The 20,776-nt window shown below is 40.7% G+C and carries 14 protein-coding genes; 11 read left to right on the forward strand and 3 right to left on the reverse strand.

The features are described from left to right. Window positions 1–55: 55 nt before the first annotated feature. The 8 genes from FM019_RS14725 to rmf all read left to right on the forward strand — a co-directional run bounded on the left by FM019_RS14725 (window position 56) and on the right by rmf (window position 13,425). Window positions 56–4,894, forward strand: coding sequence for an NAD-glutamate dehydrogenase (locus tag FM019_RS14725; protein ID WP_143836726.1), 4,839 nt, complete (start codon window positions 56–58; stop codon window positions 4,892–4,894). Window positions 4,895–4,959: 65 nt separating this feature from the next. Then, entirely contained in the window at window positions 4,960–5,970 is a 1,011-nt protein-coding gene (gene pyrD, locus FM019_RS14730; protein WP_143836727.1) for a quinone-dependent dihydroorotate dehydrogenase, read from the forward strand. A gap of 20 nt (window positions 5,971–5,990) precedes the next feature. Then, entirely contained in the window at window positions 5,991–6,545 is a 555-nt protein-coding gene (locus FM019_RS14735; protein WP_143836728.1) for a cell division protein ZapC domain-containing protein, read from the forward strand. Between the two features lie 141 nt (window positions 6,546–6,686). Continuing rightward, a complete protein-coding gene (gene rlmKL / locus FM019_RS14740) occupies window positions 6,687–8,786 on the forward strand; it encodes a bifunctional 23S rRNA (guanine(2069)-N(7))-methyltransferase RlmK/23S rRNA (guanine(2445)-N(2))-methyltransferase RlmL (protein ID WP_143836729.1) in 2,100 nt (699 codons plus the stop codon). Window positions 8,787–8,790: 4 nt separating this feature from the next. Beyond that, on the forward strand, window positions 8,791–9,024 hold the full coding sequence (locus FM019_RS14745) for a glutaredoxin family protein (protein WP_143836730.1): 234 nt from the start codon (window positions 8,791–8,793) through the stop codon (window positions 9,022–9,024). Then, window positions 9,021–10,919, forward strand: coding sequence for an ABC transporter ATP-binding protein (locus FM019_RS14750; RefSeq protein ID WP_143836731.1), 1,899 nt, complete (start codon window positions 9,021–9,023; stop codon window positions 10,917–10,919). Before FM019_RS14745 ends, FM019_RS14750 begins: the two co-directional genes overlap by 4 nt. Before the next feature lie 68 nt (window positions 10,920–10,987). After that, the gene (locus FM019_RS14755; protein ID WP_143836732.1) at window positions 10,988–12,697 is read left to right on the forward strand and encodes a DUF3466 family protein; all 1,710 of its coding nucleotides are present in this window, start codon (window positions 10,988–10,990) and stop codon (window positions 12,695–12,697) included. Between the two features lie 551 nt (window positions 12,698–13,248). After that, window positions 13,249–13,425, forward strand: coding sequence for a ribosome modulation factor (gene rmf / locus FM019_RS14760; RefSeq protein ID WP_143836733.1), 177 nt, complete (start codon window positions 13,249–13,251; stop codon window positions 13,423–13,425). Window positions 13,426–13,494: 69 nt separating this feature from the next. Here rmf and fabA read toward each other — a convergent pair whose 3' ends face one another. Beyond that, entirely contained in the window at window positions 13,495–14,013 is a 519-nt protein-coding gene (gene fabA / locus FM019_RS14765) for a 3-hydroxyacyl-[acyl-carrier-protein] dehydratase FabA (protein WP_143836734.1), read from the reverse strand. 132 nt (window positions 14,014–14,145) lie between these two features. Between fabA and FM019_RS14770 the strand changes: the two genes are divergently transcribed. The 3 genes from FM019_RS14770 (at window position 14,146) to FM019_RS14780 (ending at window position 17,446) form a co-directional block, all read left to right on the forward strand. Then, window positions 14,146–14,397 carry a hypothetical protein gene (locus tag FM019_RS14770; RefSeq protein ID WP_143836735.1) on the forward strand — a complete coding sequence of 84 codons (252 nt, stop codon included), beginning with the start codon at window positions 14,146–14,148 and terminating at the stop codon, window positions 14,395–14,397. A gap of 189 nt (window positions 14,398–14,586) precedes the next feature. Then, the gene (locus tag FM019_RS14775; protein WP_143836736.1) at window positions 14,587–16,239 is read left to right on the forward strand and encodes a S8 family serine peptidase; all 1,653 of its coding nucleotides are present in this window, start codon (window positions 14,587–14,589) and stop codon (window positions 16,237–16,239) included. Between the two features lie 229 nt (window positions 16,240–16,468). Next, window positions 16,469–17,446, forward strand: a complete 978-nt coding sequence (locus tag FM019_RS14780) for a PleD family two-component system response regulator (RefSeq protein WP_143836737.1) — start codon at window positions 16,469–16,471, stop codon at window positions 17,444–17,446. Window positions 17,447–17,834: 388 nt separating this feature from the next. Here FM019_RS14780 and FM019_RS14785 read toward each other — a convergent pair whose 3' ends face one another. Both FM019_RS14785 and FM019_RS14790 read right to left on the reverse strand, forming a co-directional pair. Beyond that, window positions 17,835–18,947: a DsbA family protein gene (locus FM019_RS14785; RefSeq protein WP_185969308.1), complete on the reverse strand. Its 1,113-nt coding sequence runs from the start codon at window positions 18,945–18,947 to the stop codon at window positions 17,835–17,837. A gap of 310 nt (window positions 18,948–19,257) precedes the next feature. Next, complete coding sequence (locus FM019_RS14790; RefSeq protein WP_260681638.1) at window positions 19,258–20,652, reverse strand: xanthine permease; 1,395 nt, start codon at window positions 20,650–20,652, stop codon at window positions 19,258–19,260. Window positions 20,653–20,776 lie beyond the last annotated feature (124 nt).

Genomic DNA, 20,776 nt, shown 5'->3' on the forward strand with positions numbered 1-20,776 from the left:
TAATCAAGTTTGGTGTGAGGAAGATCCTCCACCATTTTTATTACAAGGTAAGCAAATGACGGTTGCTAATAACCAACACTCTGTACTACTCGACAATGTAAATAAATTGATAAATAAAAAAGTCGATAAAAGCCAATCTGCCTTGGTAGAACAATTTTCTCGGTTACTCTATAAAAACATTTCAATTGATGATCTAGATAACCGCAGTGACAGCGACCTTTATGGTGCAACACTGAGTCTGTGGAACGAATTTGTTAAGTACAACGATGACCAGCCAAGGATCAGAGTCTTTAATCCTGAAATAGCGAAACATGGCTGGCAGTCTTCACATACTATCGTAGAAATCATCGTCACTGATATGCCATTTTTAGTTGATTCAGTACGAATGACGTTGAATCGCCTGAACATCACGTCTCACTTATTACTGCATAGTCCCATTAATTTGCAACGTAATGAAAAAGGCGAATTAGTTAAGTTTTTGGAAAGAACGAGTCGAGCAAAGCAACAAACTCGTGAAACTGTATTTTTGGTCGAAGTCGACAGACAAACCACCAAAAAGGCATTAAATAAATTAGCAGCTGAGTTACTTTCTGTTGTGGGTGAGGTGTCACTTGCCGTGTCAGATTGGAAACCGATGCGCGAAAAATTGTCGCAAATTATTAAAGAATTCCCTCAATCTAATTGTCCCGCAGATGCAGCTGAAATCAAACAAGCTACGCTCTTTCTCAGCTGGTTAGCGGACCATAACTTTACTTTAATGGGATATCGTTATTACGACGTTAAAGCGATAGAGGGTGATCACCGCTGGTCTCCACAGAACGAATCTAGTCTTGGCCTGATGAAAAACTCTATCAGCGACCGCGAACGCATTTTATCTAACATGCCCTTGTCTGCACAAAAAGAGGCAATGAGTGATCATCCACTTATTCTCACTAAAACAAATAGTCGAGCGAGAGTGCATCGACCTGCTTACATGGATTACGTGGGAATTAAAGTCTTCGATAAAACGGGAAATGTCGTCGGTGAACATCGTTTTCTTGGTTTATATTCTGCCTCTTTTTACAACAGCAGCGCGACACAGTTACCTGTTCTACAAGATAAGATTGAAGGGATTTGTAAACACTCCGGTTTTGACAAAGGTTCACATGCATACAAAGCATTTTTAAATATCATCGAAACGTATCCTCGCGATGAATTATTGCAATCTAGCGTTGAAGAGTTAGGCCAGATAGTCCTAGGCATTTTCCAGATGCAAGAGCGCGGAATATCCCGCTTGTTTGTCAGAAAAGATGCTTTTGGTCGCTTCGTTTCTTGCATGGTTTATGTGCCAAGAGAGCGTTACAACACACAGCTACGTAAAGAAACCCAAGCACTATTGAAAAAATCATTTAATAGTAATGAAGACGTTGAGTTCACGACTTACTTCTCTGAATCGGTCTATGCAAGGACTCATTACATTGCCCGAGTGCAAGACAACAATGCGGAAATTAATGTGAAGGATATAGAAAAAAACATCATAGAACTTACGAAAAGTTGGAATGATAGACTCGCAACCTCAATTCGGGCAAAGCATGGGGAATCTGCAGGTAAAGCACTTGAGCAGAAATATGATAATGCGTTTTCGCATAGTTACTCAGAGCAAAACTTACCAAGTGCCGCGTTGGTTGATATCGAAAAATTAGAACTACTAAGTGAAGAACATACTTTGGATATGTTGTTCTATCGACCTCAAGAAGAAGGCCTTGATTCAAAAGTTGTTAAGTTAAAACTATTTCATCGAAATGAACCTATCCATTTATCCGCCGTTTTACCTATGCTTGAGAACTTCGGTCTCAGAGTTATTGATGAAAGTCCTTATAAAATTAAATGTTCAGAGGGCGCAGTAAATTGGGTAATGGATTTTTCTATGTTGCATAGCAACAGTGAGAATCTTGACATGGAAACCGCACAGGCACTTTTTCAAGATGCTTTTGCTAAAGTATGGCACAACAATTTAGAAGACGACCCCTTTAACCGCTTGGTGCTCGGTGCTGGCTTAACTGGACGAGCAGTAACTATTTTGCGCGCTTATGCTAAGTATATGCGTCAAACAGGCAGCTCGTTTAGTTTGTCCTATATGGCCAATACGTTAGCCCATTACCCCAATATCGCCAAACTTCTCATTGATCTCTTTGCAAATCGTTTTAGCCCTTCAATTAAGCGCTCGCAAAAGAAAGTGGATGCTATATTGGCTGACGTGAAAGAACGCTTGGACCAAGTTTCAAATTTGGATGATGACCGTATTGTTCGACGCTATCTGGATATGATTTTGGCCACGTTAAGGACCAATTTCTATCAACCTGATGAAAACGGCAATGAAAAGCCCTACATGTCATTCAAATTGTTACCTGAACTCATCCCAGAAATGCCTTTGCCTTTGCCAAAGTTTGAAATCTTTGTTTATTCGCCAAGAATAGAAGGTGTTCATTTAAGAGGAGGGAAAGTTGCTCGTGGTGGATTACGCTGGTCAGATAGAAGAGAAGATTTCCGCACCGAAGTCCTAGGTTTGGTTAAAGCGCAGCAAGTTAAAAATACCGTTATTGTTCCTGTAGGTGCAAAAGGCGGTTTTGTCTGTAAGAACCTGCCTATGGATCAGGGACGCGACGCAATACAACAAGAAGGACAGGCCTGCTATCGTATTTTCATTCGAAGCTTATTGGATATCACCGATAACATCGTAGATGGCAAAGTCGTTCCTCCAAAAGATGTGGTTCGCCTTGACGACGATGATCCCTATCTTGTTGTGGCAGCTGATAAAGGAACCGCAACGTTCTCCGATATCGCTAATGGCATCTCTGATGAATTCAACTTCTGGTTAGGTGACGCCTTCGCATCGGGTGGCAGTATCGGTTATGACCATAAGAAAATGGGCATTACCGCACGAGGTGCTTGGGAGTCTGTTAAACGTCACTTCCGTGAAATAGGTGTCGACTGTCAAACGACAGATTTTACCTGTGTCGCTGTAGGAGATATGGCAGGGGATGTTTTCGGAAATGGTATGTTGTTGTCTCGACATACCCGTTTGATTTGTGCGTTTAACCATTTACATATTTTCTTTGACCCCAATCCGCCAACAGAGAAAAGTTACGTAGAACGTCAGCGAATGTTTGAAAATCCTTCCTTGACCTGGGATGACTACGATAAATCGTTGATTTCAAAAGGTGGTGGTGTCTTTAGTCGCGCGGCAAAGTCTATCAAGCTAACCAATGAGATGAAAAAGTGGTTGGGTACAACACAGGCGAGCATGACCCCAACTGAACTTATCCATAACGTATTAAAAATGCCTGTGGATCTAATATGGAATGGTGGTATCGGTACTTATGTTAAAGGCACTAAAGAATCTCATGCTGAAGTTGGCGATCGTGCAAACGACGACTTACGTGTCAATGGCTCTCAAGTGCGCGCTAAAATTGTCGGCGAGGGGGGTAATCTTGGGTTAACGCAATTAGGTAGAATTGAGTTCGCAGCAAAAGGTGGTCGCGTCAATACTGACTTCATCGATAATGTTGGTGGGGTGGATTGCTCTGATAACGAAGTTAACATCAAAATCCTATTAAATGCTTTGGTGAATGCTGGAGACCTTACCCAGAAGCAGCGTAACGAATTGCTTTATTCAATGACAGACGATGTTGGAGATTTGGTTATCCAAGATTGTTACCGTCAAACACAGTCGATATCTATCACTGAATTTGGTGGTCCGTCTCTTCTCAAAGAACAATTACGATTTATTCATGGATTGGAGCGAGAAGGGGCATTGAATCGTGAGCTTGAATTCATTCCTTCTGACGATGAATTATCTGACAGGCTTGCTTCTGGCAAGGGGTTAACTCGTCCGGAACTTTCGGTATTAATTGCCTATGGCAAAATGGTGCTTAAAGAAAAGCTCAATATCGAACAAATTACAAATAATCCGTACCATGAGCAGCTGTTAGTCAGTGCGTTTCCTAAAGTCCTGCAAGAGCGCTTTGTTCCGCAAATGGAAAATCATCCTTTGCGCGGAGAGATCATTGCAACCAAATTGACCAATAACATGGTCAACGATATGGGGCTCAATTTCTTATTTAGAATGCAAGAAGAAACCGGTGCTTCCTTTGATGAAGTGTCCACAGCATACTCTGTAATAAAAGCTATTTTTGGTATGGACACCTTATGGCAAGAAATCGAACAACTCGATAATGTCGTAAACGCTCAAACTCAATTGGACATGCTTGATCGTATGCGTCGCACCATGCGCCGTGCTTCTCGCTGGTTCTTGCGACATGGTGAAAAGTCACTCCCCATTGCAGAAGCCGTGAATTTATACATACCTACGTTTAATGATTTGTCTAAAAATTTGGAAAACTATTTGGTTGATTCTGAATATTCTCAATTAGAGAAGACCACGGCAGACTATGTTAAAGCTGGGGTCCCTCAAAGTATCGCTTATCGAGTCGCTAGTTTGAGTAATATGTTCTCATGTCTAGATTTGGCGCAGGTAGCACTTACTGAAAACAGAAAAATCGATGTAGTTGCCAGCCTTTATTACAAACTTGGCTCTAAACTCGAATTACATTGGTTCTTGGATCAAATAAACAACCAAACAGTAACCAATCATTGGCAGGCGCTTGCTAGAGCCTCTTATCGTGAAGAACTTGACTGGCAACAACGTTCATTAACCACAGTGCTTCTCGTAGCCGCACCAAAAATTAATGACGCTGAAGAAATATTAAGCAACTGGATGGAGAACAATACTATCTTACTGGACCGCTGGTATCATATGATGTCAGAATTCAAAACAAGTAGTACCCATGAGTTTGCTAAATTCTCTGTGGCACTTCGCGAATTAATGTTGCTGAGTATTAATGCCAACCCTTAGCATGGTATTCAACTTATAAATCGTCGAAAAGCCCTGTATGTCAGGGCTTTTTTGTGAGGACTTTAATGTATAAAATTGTGCAAAACGCGCTATTTAAATGTGACCCCGAATGGAGTCATGACTTCACACTCAATTGGCTTAAACGCAGTCAGAATACGTTTTTAGATGCGACTTATAAACAATCTGTGGTGGATAAACCGGTTGAATGCTTCGGTATTACCTTTAAAAATCCCGTTGGCCTTGCAGCTGGCTTAGACAAAAATGGAGAATGCATTGACGCATTTGCGGCAATGGGATTCGGCTTTATTGAAATTGGAACTATCACTCCTTTGCCTCAACCAGGAAACGAAAAACCTAGGATGTTTAGGCTGCCTGAGGCAAAGGCCATTATCAACAGAATGGGCTTTAACAATAAAGGCGTAGATTATCTTGTAGAACAAGTTAAAAAATCTAAATACACCGGGGTTTTAGGCATTAATATCGGCAAAAATAAGGATACCGAAGAAAAAGATGCGCTAGATGATTATTTGATTTGTTTACGTAAAGTATATAACTATGCAAGTTATGTCACAGTTAATATTTCTTCTCCTAATACACCTGGTTTGCGCGCACTTCAATATGGAGAAGCATTAGATAACTTGCTGACGGGATTAAAGTCAGAGCAACAATCTTTGGCAAATCAACACGGTAAATATGTCCCCATTTTAGTAAAAATTGCCCCTGATTTAACGGATGGAGAAATTATTGAAATAGCCGCGGCATTTTCTAGGGCAAAAATAGATGGGGTTATAGCAACAAACACTACGCTAGACCGGCGCGATGTTGAAGGACTTGAGCACAGCAGCGAGACTGGCGGACTAAGTGGTTCAGTGCTTGCCCATAAAAGTCTACATGTAACCAAAGTATTGGCTGAAAATTTAAGTGATAACATCCCCATTATTGGTGTTGGGGGCATAGACTCATCCAAGACTGCCAATGATAGAATTTCTGCGGGCGCTAGCTTGGTACAAATATACTCAAGCTTAATCTATGCTGGGCCTCAATTGATTAAAGACATTGTAGAAGGGCTCGATTAAACCTCGAGAGTATATTAGAAATGTTGTTACCTAGTGTGAAATGGAAGTGGTTTATTGATTCGACCAATCTCGCATTGATGGTTGAATTGGACTCAGGTTTGTTTTTCCAGACTGCCTATCGGTCAGAACACTTGCATACAGTTCCCGACAATCAATATTTCGATATTGAGCAATCTAATTACTTTACACAAATAGCCGAAGCGCTGCACGAAAGCGAAGTGCCGTTTGATCAATCTGCTCAAATGCAAATTGCATTAAACGGCACAGCAGCATTATGTTTTCATCGCCCAGTGATAAACAAAAGCTGGCTTTATGAAAAACAAAACGCTTGTATTTATGTGGATACGCCAGAGCTTGCTTGGTTTAAAGTAAATACAGAGTTTTATTTGGCACTTACTCTAAAAAAAGAGGGAGACTCAGTGTTGTGTCTAAATCTTTCCGAGCGATTTATCACCTCAGATAATAAAATCCACGAACAATTCTGCGTGATCCGTATCTTATCCGATCGACTTATCGGTTTAGACAGTTTAATTGATGACGATGTGGATGCATCACAGCAGGCTAAAAATCTCTGACTGCATTTTTAAGCAATTTCAATGTCAGTTTTCTGACCCTCAAAAGGGAATGAAGCAAGAATTAAAGTTTCCTATTATTACCCCTTATACCTTCTAGGTTATTGCCGTATAATCGCCTCGTTTTTAACCTTTGGAATGACCATGTTAGATATTACTGTTACCACATCACGGGGTCTTGATGATTTGCTATTACAGGAATTATCTGAATTCTTCCCTGACACCACGATGGCAACACGACCTGGACAAGTGTACTTCCAAGGTACCCAGACACAGATGTATTTTATTTGCATGTGGTCTAGATTAGCCAACCGAGTGCTGCTTAAGGTCGCTGAGGGAAAGGTGGACAGCGGTGAGGATCTTTATCGGATTGCTGATACAGTCTCCTGGCCACAAAACTTTGCAGTCGATGATACATTTGTTGTGGATTTTGTCGGAACAAATCGAACGGTTAACAATACCCAGTTTGGCTCCCTTAAAATTAAAGATGCGATAGTTGATCAGTTTTCCTCACATTTTGGCAAAAGACCTTCGGTCAATAAAGCTTCGCCAAATATACGAATACAAGGACGGGTGAGAAGAGAATTATTAAGTATTTATATCGATATATCTGGTCAAAGCCTTCATCAACGTCAGTATCGGCAACAAACCGGACAAGCACCTGTTAAAGAGCACATCGCCGCCGCTATGCTAATGCGAAGTGGTTGGGTCAAAAATCAACAGGCTCCTCTATTCGATCCTATGTGCGGGTCAGGCACTGTAGCGATTGAAGCGGCTTTAATTGCCAGTGCTAAAGCACCAGGACTAGATCGGATGCATTGGGGCTTTGATCATTGGAAGTGTCACGACGCTCAGCTTTGGGACGATATTAAACAAACTGCGAAAAGCACCATAAAAGTACCCAAATGTGAAATATTTGCGAATGATATAGATAAACGTGTTTTAAATTTTGCCAAGCAAAACGCTGATGTAGCGGGTGTGTTTGAACATATTAAGTTTTTTAATTCTGATGCGACCAAATTACAACTTGATGCGCATGATGGCTTTATTGTTAGTAACCCGCCATATGGTGAAAGACTAAGCGAGTTAACAGAGTTGTTACCGGTCTTTCAACGCTGGGGGTTGCATTTGAAAAGCCATTTCAAAGGATGGAAATTAGGTCTGTTAACAGGCAATAGGGATATTTTAAAGCAACTTAAATTTGTCTCAAAAAAAGCGTACAAGTTAATGAATGGTCCAATTGAGTGCCAATTTGTTAATTATGATTTGAACGACAAGAATTGTGAGATCAAACCGAGTGTTGAAATAAACAATGATTTCGCTAATCGACTCGGCAAAAACCTTAAGGGTCTACAAAAGTGGTTGAAAAATCAGGATACGAATTGCTATCGCATATATGACGCAGACCTTCCTGAATACAATGTGGCCATCGACAAATATGAAGACTGGATAGTTGTTCAAGAATACCAAGCGCCTAAGGATGTGCCCGAAGAAAAAGCGCGTAAAAGGCTACATGACGTATTACTTAGCTTGCCATCTGTAACAGGAGTCGATGACGGGCAAATTATCGTAAAAACCAGAACCCAACAAAAAGGCAGTAGCCAATATCAAAAAGTTGCGGAAAGACAGGTGAAATTGGAAGTCTACGAAAATGGAGCCAAATTTCTGGTCAATCTTTCTGATTACTTGGACACCGGTTTGTTTTTGGATCATCGGATCACGCGTCAAATAGTGCAACAAAAAGCAAAGAACAAAGATGTACTCAACCTCTTTGCATATACAGGAAGTGTGTCGGTTCATGCAGGACTAGGAGGAGCACGGTCTGTCACGACTGTTGATATGTCCAAAACCTATCTGCAGTGGGCAAGACAAAATGTACAACTGAATAATCTTGCCAATGCACATGAGTTTATTCATGCCGATTGCACAACCTGGTTAGCGACGCATGACAAACGTTATGATCTCATTTTTATCGATCCTCCTTCATTCTCAAATTCAAAGCGAATGGAATCAACCTGGGATGTACAGCGCGATCACGTTAAGTTGCTGCTCGATGCGAAAAAAAGATTAGAAGCGGGCGGAGAAATCATTTTTTCAAACAATTTACGCAGTTTTAAGCTTGATCAGCAGGCATTAGAGGATACAGGCTTTATCGTAACTGATTTGTGTAAAAAGACGTTACCGGAGGATTTTAAAAGAAATCCTAAAATCCATCATTGCTGGTCATTGGTTTTAGGTCGTTAGCCTTATGAATTTAACATTATTTTCCGGCAAGGACTGCCATTTATGTGATGTCGCTAAGGCACTAATACACGAACTTGAACAAGAGTCTGCTATTGAGTTGGAAATCATTGATATTAAATCAAACCACGATTTTTACCATCTTTACGCTGTGCGCATACCCGTATTAAAACGTATGGATAATCAAATGGAATTAGGTTGGCCTTTTGATTTGCAACAATTACGAGAGTTTATACGGTGAGTCTATTTCAATTAAAAAATGCTTCTTTAGCCTATGGGCACGCCCCCTTATTGGACAGAGTGGAGTTCGTGATTCACCCCGGTGAAAGGGTTTGTTTAGTGGGGCGAAATGGCTGTGGAAAATCTACTCTGCTTAAAGTGATTGATGGCATACAGCTGCTCGATGAAGGAAATCGCATCGTTAGTGCAGACACCCGAATTTCCCGCCTCCCGCAAGATCCACCCTCAAGTATTGATTGTAATTTGTTTGATTATGTTGCCGAAGGCATGGCTGAAACAGGCGAGCTACTAAAAAATTATTTTCATCAAACACAGTTGGTTGCAAGTGATCCAAATGAAAAAAACCTTCATGTTTTGGAAGCGTTGCAATTAGAGCTCGAAAGTAAAAACGCATGGAAATTTGAACAGCAGATCAATCAAGTACTCACGCTATTGGGGTTAGATGCAAATCAACTATTATCCACGTTATCGGGAGGTTGGAGACGCAAGGCTGCACTGGCAAGAGCCTTGGCAGGGGATCCCGATATTCTGCTGTTAGACGAGCCGACGAACCACCTTGATATCAATATGATCAAATGGCTTGAAGGCATTTTGAAAGATTATAAAGGCGCGATTATTTTTGTTAGCCATGACCGAGCCTTCATACGCTCGGTAGCGACCCGTATCGCCGATTTAGATCGAGGTATCCTCAAGAGTTATCCAGGTCGATATCAAACATACTTAGATAAAAAAGCAGAAGACTTAATAGTAGAAGCTAACGCAAACGCAGAATTTGATAAAAAATTGTCACAAGAGGAACGTTGGATACGTCAGGGGATAAAAGCCAGACGAACAAGAAACGAAGGCCGCGTCAGAGCATTGAAGGCTCTTCGTAATGAGCGAGCTCAGCGCAGAAATGTGCAAGGAAAAGCCAAAGTGTCAGTGTCGACAGGTAATCATTCTGGAAAAATTGTTTTTGAAACCAACGCTTTGTCTTATTCCATTGAAGGGAAACAAATTGTCAAAAATTTGGATCTTAACCTATTTAGAGGCGACAAAATTGCGCTAATTGGTCCCAATGGATGTGGTAAAAGTACCCTAATCAAATTATTGATTGGTAAATTGGCACCTGATTCAGGCAGTGTTAAACGTGGCGCAAACCTAGAGATTGCGTACTTTGACCAACATAGGATGACATTAGATCCGGAAAAAACCGTTATTGATGTTGTCGCGGACGGTAAAAGAGACTTAGTTGTCAACGGCCAAAGCAGACACGTAATCAGCTACTTGCAGGATTATCTGTTTACTCCCGAGCGTGTTAACGCCCCAGTTAAATCATTATCCGGTGGCGAAAAAAATCGTTTATTGCTAGCCAAGCTTTTATTGCAACCTGCAAATCTATTGATACTCGATGAACCTACCAATGATTTAGATGTCGAGACATTGGAGTTATTGGAAGACCTGATTTCAGACTACCAGGGCACTGTAATTTTGGTGAGTCACGACAGAGAATTTGTAGACAACGTTGTTACGACGAGTTTGTTTTTTGAAGGCAACGGGCGCACAAAAGAGTTCGTTGGTGGGTATGCAGATGCAGAAAGTTGGTATTCAAACGAAAAAAAACACACAGAGGACGAAACTTCTGTAAAATCACCGAGTCCTAAAAACCAACCGGTTGTGCGTAAGAACAAAAAACTGTCTTATAAACACCAATTGGAACTGGACAAATTGCCGCGACAAATAGAACAACTTGAGCAGGCAATTGAGACATTGCAAAGTCAGATTAACGATCCGGAGTTTTTCAATCAATCCCCAGAGAAGTTTAATACTGCACTCACAGATTTAAGCCACAACGAAGAATTGTTAGAAAAAGCCTATATTCGTTGGGATGAATTAGAAGAAATGCAATCTCAATAAATACGATTGAATTTAATGGTACATTGTCCGCTTTTGGGCACTTAGAGTAGTAATTTACAGGATTTGTAATGAAAATAAGTAGGCTGGCTTTTGGGCTAACCCTTTCACTATTAACAGTTAGCGCTGCAAATGCCGCTAAATACCGAGTTGTTGAACTTCCCGTTAGCAACGAAGGCGTTAACTCTTTTTCAGTTGCGATTAATGAAAGGGGTGAAATTGCATCGACGGTTCGTTTGCCTTTCAATCCTCCTATAGATGTTGACATCATCAATTTTGAGAGCGAATTTTTAATCAGAACGCTTACTGATGTGAGTGCAACTGCTGTCGGGAATATTAATCGTGACGATAGAGTTATTCTCTATAATTTCATCACCGATAGCGCAAATGCTAACAACCCTTTCTCTCAACAAATTGCTCAAAATCAGAGTTTCTTAATTAATGGTAACGATATAGAACCCGTTACTGGGTTCGATGTCATTGATAGGGATTTAGAAGGGCTAACAAAGAGCGCAGACACTATTGTTCGTGGTATCAATAACTCGACGGCAATGGTTGGAGTGGCTGAAGCACCATTTTTAAAAGTTGATTACCGAAATGAAAATGGTACTAACTTAACCTATCACTACCAGGAACATCTTGAGAGGGGCTTTTTAGATATAAATGGCCAAGCATTTCCTGTATTACCTGATGAAGACTTTTTAGGTGGTATCAGCGAAGCGAACGATATCAATAATAGTTTTGAAATCGCTGGTATGGGAACGGTTGAAGTTATTGAGCCCTTTGAGACGCTAGCTGAAAACTGTGAAGACAGCACTTCTCGTGGTGATGTTCCTTTTGAATTTTGTATTCGTTCACTTTACATAGAATATCAAGATGCCGTGAATGGCAATATTAGTAGAGGGGTTAGACCTGCAGATTCTACATTCAAAAGACGAGCAATGATTTGGGAGTTTAACCCTCAGGGAGAAATGCTTGATAGCCGTGAATTGGGTGTCCTAGCAGACCCAGTACCCGGTGACAACCGTTTCTTTGCCAGTCGCGCAGTCGCCATCAATAACAACGGGATTGCTGTTGGAGCATCTGACGTCTATTTTCAAGAAAATGCGAATATAGTTGTTGAACAGGCAGTAGTATTTGATAGTGAGGAAGTTGTCGGATTCATTGACGACCAAGACTACTTTCAAAGTATCGCAAACGATATTAATGACAATGATATCGTTGTGGGATTTGGCACAAGAAATATAAACGGCACGCCAAGAACAAAATTCTTTGTTCATGATTATCGCGGAGAGTTTACGACCTTCCCGGACGACTTTTTTGACAGCTCTTCAAGTGTTGCTCATGCGATCAATAACAACGGTATAGTTGTTGGCGAAGCAGAAATAGACTCCGATCTCATCGGTATCCGCAGAAGAGTTGGCTTTCTCTACGACGTGAATACTGAAGAGTTTACCGATATTAATACGCTATTGGGCTGCGACTCTCCCTATACCATTGTTCAAGGCAATGATATTAATGACAATGGTGAAATTTCTGCAACTGCAGTTATTTTCAGAGAAGGCTCAGATATCACTGGTGAACTTGCTTTAGATGAAAGAGGTAACACGATTTTTCAAAGCAATACAGTGGCGGTGCAGCTTGTTCCAATTCCAGGTGGAAATATTGATGACTGTCAGCTGCAAGTTGAAGTTGTCGAACGCAAAGGTGGATCAAGCCTCTTTATGCTGCCAATACTTGGTTTAGTATTGTTGCTTAGAAGACGATTGTTCAAGCACTAGCGCAAATTTATTGTCAATAGCCTCAGAGCGCTTTTGTGTTATTGAATAATTTTGTTGCGAGATCTGTGATTAAAGGTATGCATAACGATTGTTATGCAGTTGCTATAAATGAATGAGCAATAAAGCTGAGCAAATACCACGCAAACGCTGACCTTAGGTGCACGTTATGTGCATCCTACATTTGTTGCACGTTTTTGACTTAGCGCCACTAAGATTGCCAGCCAGTGCCGCGTTCAGAACGCACATAAACAAAACAAGTTTTATACTTCAAAGATAAACACGCTCTAGTTGTTTCAACTACGGCGTTTTTCGTTCATCTGCCCTGAACTAGGCACTGTTATTCACTTCGTCAAAAGGAAATACTAAATGGTAATTAAAAACCTCATAAATAGAAAAAATTAATGTAAAAGAAAATTAGTCTAAATATCAGATTGTTAATCTTAAAGTAGCTATTTTTTTGCAAGAAGACATTGAACCCTTTTGAAGTTCAGATACTCTCAATACTGTGATTGCAATAATCACATATCTATTTTCCTACAAGAGGTTGCTCAATGAAAAGACAAAAACGAGACAAACTTTCCCGCGCGCATTCTAAAGGATATCAAGCTGGCATATCCGGACGTTCTAAAGAAAATTGCCCATTTCAGACTATCGAATCACGTTCACAATGGTTAGGTGGATGGCGAGAAGCCATAGAAGACAGGAATTTAGGCCTCAATAGCCGTTAGTAAGAAATGAGCCCCAATTAAGGGGCTTTTGTTTATTTGTGGATTTTGTTGTCACAAGCCCGTAATGTATTAGAAACTACTTGTATCTTGGAATAATCCGACTTTAAGATTTTCCGCTGTGTAGATTTCACGTCCATCAACTTCAACAACCCCGTCAGCCATACCCATAAATAATTTACGTTTGATAACCCGCTTCATATCAATCTTGTAGGTGACTTTTTTAGCTGTGGGCAAGATTTGACCAGTAAATTTAACTTCACCAACACCAAGCGCTCTGCCTTTTCCAGGACCTCCACACCAGCCTAGAAAGAACCCTACGAGTTGCCACATTGCGTCCAAACCTAAGCATCCAGGCATGACAGGGTCTCCAGGAAAATGGCAATCAAAAAACCACAAGTCTGGGTTAATATCTAGTTCCGCTAGAATAAAACCTTTGTCGAACTTGCCACCCGTTTCACTAATTTCAACGATGCGATCCATCATTAACATGTTTGGAGCAGGTAATTGACTATTTCCAGGACCAAATAATTCGCCTTGGCTGCAGGCTAAAAGGTCTTCGCGACTAAAACTAGACTTAAAATTGCTCATTAGGTTCTTGTTACTCCCTTTGAAAAGGGGGTAATTTAGCGAACACTTGTACGCTAAACAACTCCGAACAGTGAAAAAGATTCAATTATGCCAATTTACCTTTTACACTTATGGCCAAAATTTGGGGGAAATATGGAAAAAAATCGTAAAACAGCTAACGCTGAAAAGCAAAGAAGGTACCGAAGTCGACAGAGGGAATTGGGCAATAAGCAGGTGCGTGGATACGTAACCAAAGAAGCAATGAGCTGTTATGAAGAAATCCGCGAGAAAACCCATTGGACCGACAACGAAGTGCTGTCTAATGCGTTACGCATAACTTTTGCAGCATACAAGTGTGGACAAATTAAGCTTTTAAATGAATGGCTTAAGGACCATGGCCGCTAAAATATGCGCTTTATTCCAAAAAGGGGCATTGTTTAACTTTTGTTTCTATTAGGGGTGTTTTTTTAACCGATATTCATATAGTCTAGATTTTGCGGTAAATATTGTTACCATTAATTGAGTTTTTTAATGTGAACAATATACGCAAATATAAAAATATAAATTAAAAAATATAATAATCTAGGAAACTCTATGTTTACATTAAAAAGCAACATCAAGGCAGGAATCGGTGCATCAGCACTTTCACTTATTGCTCTTAGCGTATCGGCAGCGACCAATAGCCCCGTTAAAGTACAGAGCACCCCTACATCAAGTTACAATCAATCAGATTTACGTAGTCAACTAACTGATGCAAATGCAAGTGAACGTTACATTGTTACCTTCAAGGAAACAGCAAATACTCTACAAACTAAAAATTCGTTTGCTGGTCTCAAGGGATCCTTGGCTTCTCCAAAAGCTGTAGAAGCAGGTAAGTTGAATAAAAGAAACGCAGAATCTATTTTAAGAGTGGCTGGTGCTAAGCCAATTAAGACACTTGAAAAACACAAAATGATAGCAGCGAGCATGAACAAAAAAGTGCTCAATGCGTTGCGTAACAACCCCAATGTAGAAAGCATATCGATTGACGCAAAACGTAAGCCGTTGGCACAAACTACACCATACGGAATTCCAATGGTGCAAGGTGATCTATTGTCGCAGAACAATTTGTCAGCAAGAAAAGTCTGCGTCATCGATACTGGTTTTAATCTAGGTCACCCTGATCTACCTGATCAAAACAACGGTGTAACTGGGCAGGGCAACAATAGCCAAGTAGGTAATTGGTATAACGATGGGAATGGCCATGGTACACATGTAGCCGGAACTATTGCTGCCTTGGCTAATAACGAAGGTGTCGTCGGCGTATATCCCGGAGTGGATTTGCACATTGTTAAAATATTTAATGATAGTGGACAATGGACCTTTGCGTCAGACCTAATAGATGGGATTACTCAGTGTCAAAACGCTGGTTCAGATGTGGTTAACATGAGCTTAGGTGGTGGAAGTTCATCCACAGCTGAACGAAATGCTATGCAAACCTTTGTTGATCAAGGTGTCATGTTGGTTGCTGCAGCTGGCAATGATGGTAACAGTTCTTTATCTTATCCTGCCTCTTATGACGCAGTAATATCCGTTGCAGCAGTTGATTCTTCGGAAAACAGAGCATCGTATTCTCAATACAATAGCCAAGTAGAGATTGCAGGACCTGGAAGCAGCGTTTTGTCAACATGGCCGGTTAATACCTACAACACCATTAGTGGAACGTCGATGGCTACACCACATGTTGCAGGGGCAGCGGCGTTGGTTTGGAGTTTTTTCCCGCAGTGTAGTAATGAACAAATTCGCTCAGCTTTAAATGAAACCGCCAAAGATAAAGGGAGTGCTGGCCGCGATAATTTTTACGGGCATGGGATTGTTAAAGCCCGAGATGCTTATGACTATCTGAACACCTTTGGGTGTGCTGGCGATACAGGCGGAGGCAATGGAGGTGGCGGTAGCGGAGTAGAGCCGGTTTCGGGTCAATTGACCAATTTGTCCGGAAGTAGAAACTCTTGGGCACGTTACACCTGGACCATTCCCGCTGGTGTTTCTCAAATGACCGTTTCAATCTCTGGTGGGAGTGGAGATGCTGATCTTTATATGAACTTTGGGTCGCAGCCCGAAACTAACCGTTATGATTGTCGACCATATAAAAACGGTAATAATGAAACCTGTACCTTTACTGCGCCAAGTGACGGTACTTGGCATATTGGTATCCGAGCTTACTCTCGATTTAGTGGTGTAACACTTAATTATTCATACGAATAAAAAAATTAAGGGCCATAGTTAGTGGCCCTTTTAGTTTCTAATTGGCGATAAATTGAAGTCACTTTTAATATATTTATCTATAAAGCGAATAAAACACAAGGTAAATATATCTACCTTATTCTCGTACTAAAGTATAATTGCTAAAATTTAAAATTTAAGTAATATGCTGCGGTAGAAATGTCACCTGTTATTTTAGTGAACACATCTTCTTTATATTTTGGGTAGTTAATTGAATTCTAAGTCCCACCTCTCAATAGACGACACGGTCAGAGGAAGACCAACTATATTGGTGATCGATGACAGTGAAGTAGAAACGAGCATGCTCGAAAACGTTTTATCTCATCTTTACAATGTCACCTCGATCTGCAGTCCTTTAGAGGTTGAAAAATACCTACTAGCACACAGTGTTGATTTGATTTTAATGGATATCAATATGCCAAATATTGGTGGTATTGAACTATGCAGAAAAATAAAAGGTTCCGCTACAACAGCACATATTCCAATAATTTTTATTACGGGTTTACATCGCAAAGAGGTTGAACAGGCTTGTTGGGAAGCTGGATGCAGTGATTTTTTAGTTAAACCCGTTTTTACCACATTGCTGAATCGTCTTAGTATGCATTTCCAAATGAAAAATCGCGCCAATACCTTTCAACGGCTCTCTTTACTTCAAGACAAAAGCCACTTAATTGGAGACAATTGGTACGTCAAGTTTTTAAAGGATCAATGCCATCGAGCGAACGTAGGCAATACACCGATGTCTTTGGTAGCGGTTCAACTAGAAAATTATGATGGACTCGTTGCAAATCTGTCCGATAACGAAATTGAAGAACATTTATTATTGGTGTCTTCTTTGCTTACTCAGACACTAAATAATAATGTTGACGTGGTGATCCGCAGTGAACGAAATCGATATTTGTGCATTTTACCCGACTCTGGCCCCGAGTCTGCTCGTCACTTTACTTTTATGATTACCCAAGCTTTACAACAAATTAATCGCACTTTACTCACTGAGTCCAAACACCCCATTTTTCTAAAAATTGTTGGTATTACTAAAACAAAAGAAAAATTTTCGCCGAGAGCTCTACTCAATCTACTTGAAGAGTCGATTGCTGAACCAATCAACTCAGATATCAATCGATTGTTTGCTGAGAGACCTTGTCAATCTAAGAAAGTAGCTCATAGAGTTTACGCACTAGCTGGATAGCTACAAAAACAACTTAGGTTTCCTTGCCAATTAACATCCACAATCGAAAGTGTTTATTTTGAATATGGTGCGAGCGTCGTTTTTTCCTGTGACTACTTGCTAACGTGTTAACTATCAAATGATTCAATCATAATTAACCCCAATTCTGGATAAGAAATGTCAGAATAGGTTAGTTTTTAGAACTTTATCAATGACATAGAAGCTATCGTAATTTTGATATTGGTTTTTAATAGGTAAGTGCCGTGATTTATTCCCTTATCAAGGCGAGAATTATGTTGTCTAGTCGCTCTAAACGCACAATGAACAACGATGATAGGGGGATAAATAGCGGTGCTTATCCGGGATTGGGGTTTATTAGATGGGAAATTTTAAAGTATCCTTAACGGCTTCAGCGGCTGTGTTTTAAATTGGATTTTAACAAAGATTCCAAACGTCCCAGTCGGTCTTGTCCCCACATAACTTGGCCTTTATAGAGCACACAAGGTACCCCCCAAAGTCCAAGCCTTTTCATTTCCTCTTGATTTCTACTCGTAATTTCACGCCAACTTTCTTCGTGCAAGTGAACTTTTGCAGACAGCCAGTCCAACCCACAATCTTCAACTATTTCGCGCAATCCTTCATCAGTTTCAGCGCGAATCCCCTGACTGTTTACTCCCTTAGCAAAACTCGTTAGAAAAGGTAGGTATTTACCTTGTTGCTTTGCATAATCGAGCAGCGCATAGCATCGTTCAACTGCTAGACCCAGTGGATCAGCTACCTTTCCATAGTCGATACCATATTTGTTTGCTTCACGCTTGGTATCGTGAAAAATATACATTTTTTTGGCCTTGGGTACCTGCATATTGCGCATCATCATGGGTAAGACGGGGCGAATATCTAACGGTACATTATAATTGGAGGAAATTTGTAGACAACGAATGAGTGCCAAATAGGAATATGGGCTGCGCGCTGACCAATATAAAACAATGGGTTCGATTTTAACTTCAGAATTTACTTTGCAAATCTTTTTTGAACCAGCAAGTTTTTCCGGGGTCTTCCACGTTTTATTAAAAATAACAGTATGCGTGTGAGCAAGGTGTCGATTAAAACCAAATTTTATTAGTCTGTTTTCAAGGTGTTCGAGCCTATCCACCCCCCAATACCAATCACCACAAAAATATAATGTTGCAGGTGAATAATGACCCAGTTTCATTTGCCTAGACTGGTTCAAGTCAAGGTGTTTTAATACCTGCTCAGTATCAGTTATCAACATATCTGGTGCGGGTTTTCCAAGATGCAGGTCGGATAGCATGTTGCAACAGGCCGTTATATTATCTTGAGCTGCAGCATCAGGGTCGCTGGCCATGCTCTGTAATGCACATGTCCAATCGAGATGAAACTGTTCACTTCCGCGGTTGAAATACTGTTGTTCTTTATTGGGGTAGGGTACCTCGTATAATTCACTTAAATACGCACCGTCTTGATAGGCATATTGTTGCAATAGTATCGGTTCGGGAATCATGTCCTCCTGCAATGCGTAGAGCCATTTAATTTGAATATTTACCTTGTATCGTGCGATAAATCTAGGCAAACAATGTAGCAAGACGAAAGAGTAGGGGTCTCGGGTGTGCAAAAAGACTTCAATTGTTGGAAAGTCACCCACCACTTTACTTCGTATTTGAAAGCACCTATGTCGTAAAGTTCTCAAAAAATCACTACTGATGAAAGCCGCAATATGTGGCATTAATGTGTTCGAAAACTGGCTAATAACTCACCTCAAATAGATATCAAGTTTCAGGGCAACCTCAATAAATCAATGGACCGTTTTTAGGTTAATCCTCGTTGTCTACGCGTTCTTTATTATTTTGAACAGAAAACACTTTTACACCACAGAGCATAATAATCGTAAACAACCCAATTAATAGACCCTGCCAAGGTTCATAGAGACTAAAGGCCATAGCAGTTATAACCATGGCACCACGTTCGGTAGCATCTTCAACCAAAGAAAGCGCTAGAGTTGCGCAAGCGAACGCGGTGAGGATGAGGGTCACTGCTAATGCGACTGGGAGTAGGGGTTCTAACAAAGTGACTAGCGGCAGCACGACAAATAGAATTGGCAATCCAAATAGGTAAAAGCTGCCGATGCTGTCATAAATTGAATTGAGTTTTTCCTTTCCCTGTGTCCAACGTTTTAGGAGGACAACTTGGATGCCAGTCCATAGAACGCCTTGAGTCCCAAAAAATGGCGCAGTTAAAGCCATCATTATATTGCGTATGCCAGTTGCCATATGAGCACGGCTGCTGTTGACATCTAGCTTCTCATCTTTACGTTCCTGTTGGGCATGTTCAATCATTTCATTCCCCGTAACGAGATCACCAAAAAATAGAATATAAGTGATCAATGCAAGCGGAAAAGAAGCCGCGAAGGTTTCTACAGGCGGCCAGCCAATAGCAAAGGGAGACGCTTTTTCCCAAAGAGATACTGTTGAAGCACCAACGTCCAAAATTTCCCATCGAATATTAAATTGAAATTCACCTGTGAAAAAGCCAACAACCCCCGCTAACACGAACCCTGGTAGCAGACCAAATCCTAATATCTTAGCGAAGGTCATGTTACGCATTGCTATGGCTTGTAGGGGTTTCGAAAACGCAAACAATAAACATACAACAACACCAAGCGTTCCGGCTATTGGAGCAGACTGAAATACGTTTGCCACGTCACCATCTTTTGTTACTCGCAAGAAAGCGGCAATTGCCGCTCCAAGAATAATGCCTCCCTTTAATACATTCGGCACTATTTTAACGAGTTTTGAACCTAAACCCGTTACTCCCAGCAAAATTAGTATTAGAGCAAAGTTAATTGAAAGCGCCGTCATTGCTTGAAATTGTAATGCATGGTTACCGGCATATACGGGAGAAGTGATGAAGGCAACAACAAAAGGTATCGCGGGTGTTAACCATCCGGGAGCATAAGGGTCACCAAAGAACATCCAGGAAAAAGAAATCAGTAAACTATGGATCATGGCCATAACTACTGCTTCTTCAAAGCTAAGGCCCAACAACGCTACAAAATAAGGCACTAATGCCAACCCGGTCGCACCTGCTACCGCAAAGCCTTGTAGCATGTCAGGCAAAGAAAATCGCATATGGACAAATGGGATCCGCATAGTAAACGGTCCCCATTTAATACCCGGTTGTATCTCTCCATCTAAACGTTTTTTAAGCATTGTTAATATCTCTTTTAGTGTGCAGTCTTCGTATCGCCTTCGCTGCAAATAACCTCAAATCAATTAATTACGCAGCAAGGTTAAAAGTGATTTGTTAATGAATCCGTACGTATAATTAACATAA

This window comes from Aliiglaciecola sp. M165, from assembly GCF_007197995.1.
GTDB lineage: Bacteria > Pseudomonadota > Gammaproteobacteria > Enterobacterales > Alteromonadaceae > Aliiglaciecola.